The sequence below is a fragment of the Pseudoalteromonas sp. genome (assembly GCF_036960685.1).
GTDB lineage: Bacteria > Pseudomonadota > Gammaproteobacteria > Enterobacterales > Alteromonadaceae > Pseudoalteromonas.
Map to the genome: position 1 here is coordinate 24,109 of NZ_JBALXK010000034.1, position 11,117 is coordinate 35,225.

Here is an 11,117-nt window from a genome sequence, read left to right on the forward strand (position 1 = left end):
TAACATTGCGCTTCCTGTTAATAAAAAGCGCATGATGGGTGGTGTGGGGCTGGAGGGGACCTCCGGCAACCAGGTTAAGCATTCAGCTCGCGGATTATCAAACTACCTAACTGCCGTGTGTTGTAATGGTTACCATTGCTATTTATCATTGATACACCCAACTCTTTAGCTACTCGCCTCAAATGTGGTTTAGCTGGTAATAGAGGAGTTTCATTTTCCATGATCTCTATTGAACCATTCTCACGTTCGACAACTGTTAGTTCTCGCCACACACCCTCTTTTACTTTAGGTATATCGCGATTGAGACTACTAGGTTTTGTTAGTTTACTCAAAGCAAGTGTATATTTTGAGCCTGAAGTGCACATAAGAACTTTTGCTTGTTCAACTGTTCCATCGAACAAGGTTTCAATTTGCATTTCTTCAATGTTAATCCGTAACACAATAACTCGATCGACACAGTTAAGTGTATTTGGATTAAAAGAAATATGACCGCTATTAGCTAAACGTCCGGTGGTTTTAACAGAGACTCGTTCACCTTCCCCGCTAACAACATCATATCCCGATTGATTTACTTCAGTTGCCATTTGCCCATTAGTAATTAAAGCGGAATAAAGCTCACCGATTCTTCCGGTCAGGTGCCTTAGCTCAGTAATAGGAACCCCCCAACTCAACTCTCGTTCAAGCCAAGACATGGACTCACCTAAAGATTGAATTACCTGAATTTGTGTTAAAGCCACCGACTTATCTCCTGATGCCTAACGGTCAATGTGTTGGCATGGCTTTGTTTGCCAAAACCATGGCAACTTAAAATTGTCGGAGTTTAGGCGCTTGTTATGTCTTTGGTAGCAACTTATTGAATAACTTCGCGTAATACCAATAAGTGCAAATAAAAACTATGGTTAAAATACCTAATGAAAGTATTGATATTGGTTTGTCTGCAGTATTAAGAAATGCCTCTAGATTACTTAAAATCAAGCCTAAACCAATACCTAATAACAAAGTCACTATAGGAAATAAAAAAGCAAAAATTTTAAGATCTAATTTTTCTTCCGAAAGCTTCATTCGTTTTAAAGCTCTTTCCATGTTAAAAACTCCTAAATAGAAAATATAACGCTTATTGAACACCATTTTGGTAGTTTATAACACATCAAAACAGGAATAACTTTCACCTTTAACCTTGCTTCTTTTTCCTTGAAACTTCACTCTCGCCAACTCGCCAACTCGCCAACTCGCCAACTCGTTAACTCATCTGCTCTCTTACATATTTTAAATACTGCTCCAAGCTGTTTTGCCAAAGCACTAGTGCATCGGTGAGTGACTCTTTTAGTGGCTTGTTATCAAGTAAGCGTCGCTCGATTTTTTTAAGTTCGCTACCATAGCGGTTAAAACCAAGCTGTAAAGCCGTGCTGGCTTGGCGATGCAGTAGCTTTATACATTGCTCTTTATCTTCGTCCAACAACTGTTGTGCGCGGATCAATTTATTACGTGCGGATAATACAAACTCGTTGTAAATAGACGAAACCTCGTCTTCACTAAAAGAGCTTTTTAATGTGTCTGCAGCGGTATTGTCATATAAAACATCACTTAGCTCAACGGCAATACTGGGTGCATGGCTGCTTTGTGAATCACTTAATGCTTGGCGTAATTTTTGTTGTTTAATTGGTTTACCAACAATGTCTTTTATTCCTAATGAGAAATACTCTTTAATTTCGTCAGGACTTAAGCTGGCAGTAAAGGCCAGTACTGGCGTACGTTGATTTTTATGTTCCATACCTTTGAGGGTTTTAAGCACTTCTTGGCCAGTGAGATCTGGCAGGTTCATGTCTAATAGCACAACATCAAAGTGGTACTCTTGCATCAGGTTAATAGCACTTTTACCATCGCGGGCGAGCTTGATTTTATGCTCGTCATCAGCCATAAATTCTATGGCTATTTTTTGATTTAAATCTAAATCCTCGACCAGTAATACATCTAATCCAGTTAAATAATCTTTTGATTGATGGCGCTGTTCAACAAGGCTGAGTTCGCCAAGCACAAGCGTGATATCAAAGCTAAACGAACTGCCTTTATCTAACTCACTGGTAATATCAAGTTGGGAGCCTAGTTTGGCTAGCAGGCGGCTGGTGATAGCAAGGCCTAGGCCTGTTCCGCCCTTTTCTTTACCTGCACTACTTTGTACGTATGGCTCTGTAAGGTATTCTATTTCATCATCTTCAATGCCAGGGCCTGAGTCAATTACACTAATACGAATATGATGTTCAAGTTGGCGCTCCTCTAGTAACTCTACGCGAATTTTAACTTCCCCCTTGTCGGTAAATTTAATCGCATTACCAACGAGGTTAATGATGATTTGCCGAAGTTTTTGTTGGTCACAGTAATAACACGCTTGCTCAGGGAGGTTATAAATTAACTCAAACTTTAAGCGTTTTTGTTCGGCTAATGGACTCAGTAATAAACACAGGTTGTGCAGCCAGGTTTTAAATTCTACGTCCTCTTCATAAAGAGCTTCGTTGTGTTGATCAAGGCTTGCGTAATCGAGTACTTTATCCACTAACAAGTTAAGTGATTCGGCGGAGTTTATAATGGCTTCGCAATAAGGTTTGTCTCGCGGGTCTGTTGATTGATTTAAGATCAATTGCGCACTACCTAAAATACCATTAAGGGGCGTGCGAATTTCATGACTAATGGTAGATAAAAACAAGCCTCTTATTTCAAGATCTTTTTGCGCTTTATTAGTTAATTGATTGAGGTTTTGCTCCCTGCGCTCGTTACATAATAACGCCATGCCGGTGGTATAAAACATTGGGGCGATCACGCCATTAACCAGTAAGGTCACGCTAAACCAGTTTTCTTTTAACAGTGTGAAATTGTTAACATCTTCCATTAAAAAAGCGCGACCGACAAAAATACTGCTAATAATGGTCAGGATCAAAATATAGACAATGCTGCCATTGGGGTAGGGCTTACGGGCAAAGCGAATAAATAAGTACAATAAAAACAGTGCTTCGCTGATATGTTGTAAGTCAGAGGCAAGCACTCGATTGCGTAAATTTGAATCAACCACCGTAAAGTATATTAATAATGCACCGCAAAATAACGTTGCTAATACAAAAATTCGAAACTCTTTACCGCGATACCCTAAAAACTGGCTGATCGCTAATGCATGAATGATGGATGCACTGAACCACAAACTATTCGCTAAAAAAATGGTAATAAGGTTATCGACATAGCCATGTAAAGCAAAGCTCATTAATGCAGTAAACAGTACTAGTGGATAGAAGATATATAACACCGTACCGGGGATATGTTTGTTCGCGCGCCAAGTTAAGAAACTAAGCAGTGCCATTACGGCCATCATTGCGGCACTAGCTAAATACAGAGTGAGAGAGTCGAGCATTCATATTCCAAGCTGTTTCGGTAACGAGATTAGAATAATGGCAATTGCCAGTGTTAGCAAATAAGGTGCACAATAGAAATGAAAAAACAGGTATTAAAGTACCTGTTTTTTTAAGTTAACTGAAAATTGCTAGATCAGCGAATTTCATCAGGAATATTTTGCTGTGCCCATGACAGTAGTTCAATACGGTTACGGCATTTTGTTTTTCTAAATGCGCTGTATAAATGTGTTTTTACTGTGTGTGGGCTAATGCTTAATGCTTCCGCGATTTCTTTATTTTTCGAGCCATTACTCATCAGAGAGATAATCGCTTTTTCGCGTTTAGTGAGTTTGACTGGTTCAATATCACCGTCGGTGAGTTTGTGTAAGGCATCTTTATTAAATTGCAGCATGCGGTTTAACGCATTACACATAATATCGCGGCGATACCAGAGTTGATCTTCAAGTAATAAGCGAATGCCTTTCATTAGCACATCTGCATTGTCGGTAGTGTAAAAAACCCCACGAATGCCACTTAACAGCGCACGATTAGCAAGTTCTGGATTTTCATCTAAGTTGAATAATACGATATCGCATTTAACACGTAGGTTTACCAGTTGCTCTTTTAATTTCCCCCAAGCGTCTTGGCTTGATGTTTCAATAAACAATAGGCGGGTTCCTTCAGGAACGTCTAATATGTTTGTTCCAGTAGTAACATTGAGCCCTTGGGTTTTTAATAAAGGCTCTAATACATTAATACCAATTGTATTAATTGGCTCTAGATCTAGTAACAAAAAGGCTGAACTACTCATACTTATATACTCTTGAATAAAGTTGACCAATCAATCCTAACATGCAATCCACCCCTTTCGTATTAGAAATTTCCTAGTTTGGGGTAGGATAAACATAGTTTAATAACGTTTTGTACATTATCCATTAAAAAACACACTTTGAATCACGACCAAGTAATTGATATTTATGTAAAATAAATAATAGGTGGTGATTGTTGTCCCTTTTACAAATATTTACACTTCAAATTTAAAAATCAGCCTTTCTTCCTATCCTGATAGGGCGGCCATCCCATTAATTTACCAGCTAACATATGTAAATGAATGTGAAAAACAGTTTGACCGCCATGTTCATTACAATTCATTACAACTCTAAAGCCATCCGCTGCAAAGCCTTGTTGTTTGGCTATTTTCGCAGCCACTACGTAAAGGTGACCAACAAGAGGTGCATCTTGTTCAGTAATGTCATTTATGGTCGCAATCTCTTTTTTCGGGATAATCAGCACATGAAAAGGTGCTTGTGGGTTGATGTCTCTAAAGGCCAAACTCAACTCATCTTCGTAGATGATGTCTGCCGGAATTTCACGATTGATAATTTTAGTAAAAATAGTTTCTTGGCTCACGTTAAAATCGGTTCCATATGTAATCTAATAAATATCACTAATGACAAACTTTGCTTGCAGTGTCAAACTGAAATCAAACCACAAGGAGTTATTATGCGTAAAAATTTATTATTGAGCGGGATTGTTGCCGTGTTTTTGAGTGTGCCCTGTATTGCTGAAACCGTGAACTTCCCTGAAGAAATCGTGCCATTACAAGTGGGCGATAAAAAAATTGAACATTCATTTTTCAATCGTGTTGATGAAGTTGAACTTACTCCCGGTGTTTATCAATTCAAACTTAAGTACACAGATTTATACGAGCAAGGCTATGATGAGCATCAAGTTGTCGATTCTGAACCATTTTGGGTGACGATGACTATCGCGGCGAATACGGATTACGATGTGGTGTTTAATCGTGCCGATAATGCCGTGGCTGCGAAAGTGTTTGCCGAGGCTCCACAAGTGAGTTTGCAAGCGAAGGGAGAGTCATTAGGCACGCCTTTAGCGATTATCGCTGAGCCAAATTTAAGCAGCGGTGCAGCACCTCAAGTTGCGACAGAAGCTGCAGCGAGTACCACGGCACTTGCTACAGCGAGTGCAACGCAAGCGCCAGTATCTCGTCCTATGGCAAAGACAGGTAATGCGCCCAGTGCTGCAGCGATGCTTGATTTTTGGTGGCAACAAGCCAGTGCGCAAGAGCAGCAAGCTTTCATCAATAAAGTCACTAAAAGCAAATAAATAACGTTAATTAAATAGCAAAAAGGGCGAATAAATCGCCCTTTTCCATTTTGTTGCTTAGCTATTACTTAGCAAATAAGTCGTCAATAGTCCCTTGTGCAAGTGGGTGGTAACCCGGGCGAGCTTTAATGTAAACATCGTGAGCCCATTCACGCTTACCGTTTTTGATCAATGCTTTGTATAGCGGCACAATCAATTTACGACGGCCAATACCTGATAAGTGCTTATCAAGTGCAGGATAAATTGGTTGATAACCATTACCTACCGCAAGCATATACCATGCAAACGCACGCTCGGCATTGGTTGACTGAGTTAAGTTAAACTCTTTATCTAATGCGGCCATTTTTTCTAGGCTTAAATCGCGTGGTAAGTTATTTAAAAAGTGTAGCCATTCATGCACAGTCCAATTAGTGGTAGGAAGCTGTGCGGCAGTGGTTTCATCTTTTAACCATGCAGTAGAAGCTGCATCTACTTTATCAAACGCATCTGAAGTTGGGTTTGGCGCATCACTTGGTAAACCTGGCTGAAAAATCCACTCATTGACTTTATCCATGCTGACAACACCTGGATACTTTTCAATTAAGTTAGCTTTGATGTAAGTAACAAATTGCGCCGTTGTTAACGATTTAAAAGCGAATTCGTTGAAGTAGGTTTTTACGAAATCATCAAACTTTTCACGACCGTATTGGTTTTCTAGGTAGATTAAAAATAGCTGACCTTTGGTATAAGGCACTGAGCTGAAAGCGTCATCTGGGTCGCGGCCATTAAGCTTTAAGTTAAGGCGGGTATCAGGTGCATCAATCGTTTCTAGTTGCGCACGCAGGCCTGCAGCATCAAGTGCTTGCTCCATAACGGCACGGTCACGACCAAATACCTCTTCCATAATGCGGTTTTCAACGTATGAGGTAAAACCTTCGTTTAACCATAAGTCTTCCCACGTTGCGTTAGTTACTAAGTTACCTGACCAAGAGTGTGCAAGCTCGTGAGCAATCAGGTTTACTAAGCTTTTATCACCCGCAACAACCGTTGGTGTGATAAATGACAGGCGTGGATTTTCCATGCCACCAAATGGAAAGCTTGGCGGTAGCATAAGTAAATCATAACGACCCCATGCATATTCGCCATACATCGCATTGGTTTTATCGATCATCGCTTGGGTGTCATTAAACTCGGCAACGGATGCATCTAAGATAGTTGGTTCAGCAAAAATACCGGTTTGCTTAGACATGGCTTTAAATTCTAAGTTACCTGCACCAATGGCAATTAAGTATGGAGAGATAGCTTGTGGCATATCAAAGTGGTAGTCACCATCTTTATAGAGCGCATCTTTATTATCGGCGCTCATCACGGCACGAATATCTTCAGGCGTATGGATACGCGCTGAGTAAGTCACACGCATTGCCGGTGTATCTTGTACAGGGATCCAACTACGGGCATGGATTGCCTGCGATTGGCTGTACATAAATGGGTGGCTTTTGCTGGCTGTTTGTTCTGGCGTTAACCATTGCAGGCCAGATGCTTCAGGGCGGCTGTTATAATAAATACGTACTTTAGGTGCTTGGCTTTTTAAAGTAATGGTCAGTTTAGAACCTTTAACATCATCGCGCTGAGCAAGGGTGAATTTAGCTTTGTGCCAGCTGCCATTTTGACTTTGATACATGACTTTATCGATGTCTAAATCGCGAGTATCTAGTACTAAGGTTTTGCTGGTGGTATTTTGCCATTCAAGGGTGTGCTCAACAAAGCCCTCTAATTGTTTATCGGCAAAGTCGACATCTAAATCAAGGTTTAAATGCGTCGTGATTACGTCATCAAGATTGGCATATGAGTTTTGATCAATGGCACTGGCCATTGCTTGAGAGCACATTCCAGCCATTGCGAGGCTTAAAAAGAGAGGTTTGATTTTCATAAATACCCTGAACACGAATAAAAAGTGCAGGTTTTATATCATGATTGCGATTCTTGTTTGAGCATTTTTTACAATCTAGTGCAACATTTGCGACTAAGAGTTACACTAGAGCGATTAGTGACAATTAACCTTTGAGGCGTTTTGTGGCTCAGTCCCTGCAATCTTTCCATACCTTTTCTCTACAGAGTCAGTGCTCGCAATTAATCGAAATTACTGACTTAGCGCAATTGCAGCAGCTAACGTTTGCTAGCCCTTTTTGTATTTTAGGTGAAGGCAGTAACACCGTTTTTTTGAGTACTTATCAAGGTACAGTGATCAAAATGGCGACCCGCGGTATTAATACCACTGAACGTAAAGATGACTATTTACTAGAGATTGCCGCCGGTGAAAACTGGCACCAACTTGTTAGTGATAGTTTAGCGCAAGGAATGCCAGGGCTTGAAAACCTCGCCTTAATTCCCGGCACAGTGGGCGCAGCACCGGTGCAAAATATTGGGGCATATGGTGTTGAGCTGGCGAAATTTATTGAATATGTCGAATATTTTGATATTGCGACTAAGCAAATAAAACGCTTGAGCAAGCAGCAGTGTCAGTTTGGTTACCGTGATTCAGTCTTTAAGCAGCAATTAAAAAATAAAGCAGTGATCACCACCGTGGCACTGGCATTACCAAAGCAGTGGCAGCCAGAGCTAAGTTATGGCCCTTTGCAGCAGCTTGAGTCAGTAACTCCACACACTGTTTTTGAGCAAGTAATTAAAACCCGCAACAGTAAATTGCCCGATCCTTATGTGTTGGCCAATGCTGGCAGCTTTTTTAAAAACCCAATAATCACTAATCAGCAATTACAGACCCTGTTACAAGCGTATCCGCAATTACCCCATTATGTTTATGACGAGCAACACCATAAAGTAGCAGCAGGTTGGTTGATAGAGCAGGCGGGGCTAAAAGGGCATCGTATTGCGGGTATCGAAGTGCACCAACAACAAGCGCTGGTGTTGGTAAACCATGGTAATAGCAATGGTGATGACCTGATTGCTATGATCAGCTACATCCAGCAACAAATTTGGCAGCGTTATCAAATAGCGTTACACCATGAAGTGCGGTTAATGGCTGCCTCCAATGAGTGTCATATTAGCCTTGAGGACCGATTATGAAAGCACCAGATGGCAATAAGTTGGCTATTTTAAATGCGCTTAATCAAGGTGGCTTTATCTCTGGGCAATTGCTGGGTGAACAATTGGGTATTAGCCGCGCGGCGGTGAGTAAGCATATTCAAAGTCTACAAGAGATGGGTTTGGACATTTTTAAAGTCAGCGGTAAAGGCTACAGCTTAAATAATAATGTCGGCTTATTAGAGCAAACTAAGATACAACAGCATTACCAAAGTTTAGGGGCACATACCGCGCAAGTGGAAGTTCAGCCAATTATCGACTCGACTAACAGTGAGTTAATGCGCCGTATTGCAGCTAAACAAGCTCTAGAGTCAGGTACTGTAATTGTTGCTGAAATGCAGCAAGCAGGACGCGGCCGCCGCGGTCGAGTATGGCAATCTCCCTTTGGCGCTAACCTCTATTATAGTTACTACTGGCGTTTAGATGATGGCCTACAAGCGGCAATGGGAATGTCAGTTGCCGTGGGATTAGCGGTCTACGATGCTTTAAAAGCACTGTATAAGTTAGAGGTTCAACTGAAGTGGCCGAATGATATTTATCTTAATAATGAAAAGCTCGCTGGCGTATTAGTTGAGTTAGATGGCCAACCGCAGGGGCCGTGTCAGTTAGTTATTGGCATTGGTATTAATTTACAAATGCCGGAAAGCTTTAGTCAGCAAATAGACCAAGCATGGACTGATTTAAGTCAGCATACTCAGCAGATTGATAAAAATCAGCTGGTGGCGTATTTAACCTACCACCTTGAACAGCGGCTCGCGCAGTACAGTCAAACTGGCTTAAATGATATGTATCAACAATGGAACAGTTTAAATGTATTTGCTGGGCAATGTGTTGAGCTTAATACCGGGCATCGCAGTTGGGGCGGTATTTGTGAAGGCATTGATGCTAACGGTGGTATTCGTATTCGCCAAGATGGTGAAGTGAAAAGTTATTATGGCGGTGAAATATCATTACGTAAGGCAAGCGTATGAGGTTATTAATTGATGTAGGTAACACCGCACTAAAAGCCGCAATATGGCAAGATGGGCAAATTAAGCCATGTGAGCTTAATGCACTGCCGTGGCCGCAGATTGGCGAGGTCGTGTATGCCAGTGTTGGTAAAAGTGAGCAACTCAATAGGTTACTCGCACAGGCAAGCGCACTTCAGGTGCCATGTTTTGAAGCGAAGGTGACTAAGCAACTGAGCAACTTGAGTTGCGCATACCAACAATTTAATAATTTAGGTATTGATCGTTGGCTTGGTTTAATTGCCGCCTTTCAACTGTGGCCGCAACAAGATTGCATTGTGATAGACACAGGGACTGCCACAACAATTGATGTCCTTACTGCACAAGGCCAGCACTTAGGTGGCTGGATATTACCGGGGCTTGATTTAATGACACGCTCATTAACACAGAATACGCAGCGTGTTTTTGATGATGCCAATACGCCTTTTGCGAATGAGTTGGGTGTAAACACACCGAATGGTTTAAAAAATGGCGCGCTAGTGGCAACCTTGGGGGCTGTTGAACAAGCAAAATTACATTTAACCAATAAAAAACCGCAACTGATTTTTGCTGGTGGCTATGGTGCATTATTGAAAGCGCAATTTTTAGACACGATTTATGATCCACAATTAGTGATGAAGGGGCTCAATTACTGGTATGAATTGAGTGAAAAGTAACAAAAACACCGTGTTTTGCGTGATTTGTGAGCATTCAAGCTAAAAAAATACATTTTTTTCAAATTTATTGTTGCATCACCACCAAGCTTCCTCTAATATCTCGCCCCGTACTAAAGCAGTGCCGACTTAGCTCAGCTGGTAGAGCAACTGACTTGTAATCAGTAGGTCAACCGTTCGACTCGGTTAGTCGGCACCACTTTCCTTTTACCGAAAGTGTTTAGTAAAGAATTATCGTGGAGGGGTTCCCGAGCGGCCAAAGGGATCAGACTGTAAATCTGACGGCTCAGCCTTCGCTGGTTCGAATCCAGCTCCCTCCACCACTTTATTCTTGACGGTTAGAGGTAGTTTAAGAACAGGTTCCTAACGCGGGCATCGTATAATGGCTATTACCTCAGCCTTCCAAGCTGATGATGCGGGTTCGATTCCCGCTGCCCGCTCCAGTTTCTGGTGTTGCTGATATAGCTCAGTTGGTAGAGCGCACCCTTGGTAAGGGTGAGGTCGGCAGTTCAACTCTGCCTATCAGCACCAGTCTTAGAATCTTCTTGATTACTTCCTTTATCTGTCAGAAAATACTATTTGAAATTTGAAAAAATTAACTTAATCTACCTCCGGTGGATTATTTTCATATGTAATCTAGATACACAAAACTGATAGGTTCCGTCATGGCAAAAGCAAAGTTTGAACGCGTAAAACCGCACGTAAACGTAGGTACAATCGGCCACGTTGACCACGGTAAAACAACCCTAACTGCAGCAATCACTAACGTACTTGCAAAAGTATACGGCGGTGTTGCTAAAGATTTCGCATCAATCGATAACGCTCCAGAAGAGCGCGAGCGCGGTATCACAATCTCAACTTCACACGTTGAA

At 41.4% G+C, this 11,117-nt stretch carries 11 protein-coding genes and 4 tRNA genes; 9 read left to right on the plus strand and 6 right to left on the minus strand.

Features of this window, described 5'->3' with window-relative positions:
* Positions 1-74: 74 nt before the first annotated feature.
* From V7783_RS19675 to V7783_RS19695, 5 genes are all read right to left on the minus strand, one after another.
* The gene (locus tag V7783_RS19675) at positions 75-737 is read right to left on the minus strand and encodes a DUF6998 domain-containing protein (RefSeq protein ID WP_149983343.1); all 663 of its coding nucleotides are present in this window, start codon (positions 735-737) and stop codon (positions 75-77) included.
* Positions 738-831: 94 nt separating this feature from the next.
* Positions 832-1,083, minus strand: coding sequence for a hypothetical protein (locus tag V7783_RS19680; RefSeq protein WP_335680184.1), 252 nt, complete (start codon positions 1,081-1,083; stop codon positions 832-834).
* A 157-nt stretch (positions 1,084-1,240) separates the two neighbouring features.
* Entirely contained in the window at positions 1,241-3,397 is a 2,157-nt protein-coding gene (locus V7783_RS19685) for an ATP-binding protein (RefSeq protein ID WP_335680185.1), read from the minus strand.
* Between the two features lie 134 nt (positions 3,398-3,531).
* Positions 3,532-4,188 carry a helix-turn-helix transcriptional regulator gene (locus V7783_RS19690; protein WP_064668683.1) on the minus strand — a complete coding sequence of 219 codons (657 nt, stop codon included), beginning with the start codon at positions 4,186-4,188 and terminating at the stop codon, positions 3,532-3,534.
* A 233-nt stretch (positions 4,189-4,421) separates the two neighbouring features.
* Complete coding sequence (locus V7783_RS19695; RefSeq protein WP_335680186.1) at positions 4,422-4,787, minus strand: histidine triad nucleotide-binding protein; 366 nt, start codon at positions 4,785-4,787, stop codon at positions 4,422-4,424.
* 93 nt (positions 4,788-4,880) lie between these two features.
* On the opposite strand from V7783_RS19695, the gene V7783_RS19700 reads away from it, so the two are divergent.
* Positions 4,881-5,504: a DUF2057 family protein gene (locus V7783_RS19700; RefSeq protein ID WP_335680187.1), complete on the plus strand. Its 624-nt coding sequence runs from the start codon at positions 4,881-4,883 to the stop codon at positions 5,502-5,504.
* A gap of 64 nt (positions 5,505-5,568) precedes the next feature.
* Here the strand turns inward: V7783_RS19700 and V7783_RS19705 are convergent, their stop codons facing one another.
* Positions 5,569-7,413 carry a M1 family metallopeptidase gene (locus V7783_RS19705; RefSeq protein ID WP_335680188.1) on the minus strand — a complete coding sequence of 615 codons (1,845 nt, stop codon included), beginning with the start codon at positions 7,411-7,413 and terminating at the stop codon, positions 5,569-5,571.
* A gap of 143 nt (positions 7,414-7,556) precedes the next feature.
* Between V7783_RS19705 and murB the strand changes: the two genes are divergently transcribed.
* The 8 genes from murB to V7783_RS19745 form a co-directional block, all read left to right on the plus strand.
* Complete coding sequence (gene murB / locus V7783_RS19710; RefSeq protein ID WP_335680189.1) at positions 7,557-8,567, plus strand: UDP-N-acetylmuramate dehydrogenase; 1,011 nt, start codon at positions 7,557-7,559, stop codon at positions 8,565-8,567.
* Complete coding sequence (gene birA, locus V7783_RS19715; protein ID WP_335680190.1) at positions 8,564-9,556, plus strand: bifunctional biotin--[acetyl-CoA-carboxylase] ligase/biotin operon repressor BirA; 993 nt, start codon at positions 8,564-8,566, stop codon at positions 9,554-9,556. Before murB ends, birA begins: the two co-directional genes overlap by 4 nt.
* Entirely contained in the window at positions 9,553-10,248 is a 696-nt protein-coding gene (locus V7783_RS19720) for a type III pantothenate kinase (protein WP_335680191.1), read from the plus strand. The genes birA and V7783_RS19720 overlap by 4 nt, the downstream gene beginning before the upstream one ends.
* A gap of 120 nt (positions 10,249-10,368) precedes the next feature.
* A tRNA-Thr gene (locus tag V7783_RS19725) sits at positions 10,369-10,444 on the plus strand.
* Positions 10,445-10,483: 39 nt separating this feature from the next.
* Positions 10,484-10,568, plus strand: a tRNA-Tyr gene (locus V7783_RS19730).
* Positions 10,569-10,613: 45 nt separating this feature from the next.
* Positions 10,614-10,688, plus strand: a tRNA-Gly gene (locus tag V7783_RS19735).
* Between the two features lie 12 nt (positions 10,689-10,700).
* Positions 10,701-10,776: transfer RNA gene (locus V7783_RS19740), tRNA-Thr, on the plus strand.
* 134 nt (positions 10,777-10,910) lie between these two features.
* The coding region (locus V7783_RS19745; protein WP_335680192.1) for a GTP-binding protein at positions 10,911-11,117 on the plus strand (207 nt) is incomplete at its 3' end.

Bases quoted from the DNA above. Each gene is read 5' to 3' on its own strand.
- V7783_RS19680 (WP_335680184.1), bottom strand. From the start codon at position 1,083: ATGGAAAGAGCTTTAAAACGAATGAAGCTTTCGGAAGAAAAATTAGAT.
- V7783_RS19685 (WP_335680185.1), bottom strand. From the start codon at position 3,397: ATGCTCGACTCTCTCACTCTGTATTTAGCTAGTGCCGCAATGATGGCC.
- V7783_RS19690 (WP_064668683.1), bottom strand. From the start codon at position 4,188: ATGAGTAGTTCAGCCTTTTTGTTACTAGATCTAGAGCCAATTAATACA.
- V7783_RS19700 (WP_335680187.1), top strand. From the start codon at position 4,881: ATGCGTAAAAATTTATTATTGAGCGGGATTGTTGCCGTGTTTTTGAGT.
- V7783_RS19705 (WP_335680188.1), bottom strand. From the start codon at position 7,413: ATGAAAATCAAACCTCTCTTTTTAAGCCTCGCAATGGCTGGAATGTGC.
- birA (WP_335680190.1), top strand. From the start codon at position 8,564: ATGAAAGCACCAGATGGCAATAAGTTGGCTATTTTAAATGCGCTTAAT.
- V7783_RS19720 (WP_335680191.1), top strand. From the start codon at position 9,553: ATGAGGTTATTAATTGATGTAGGTAACACCGCACTAAAAGCCGCAATA.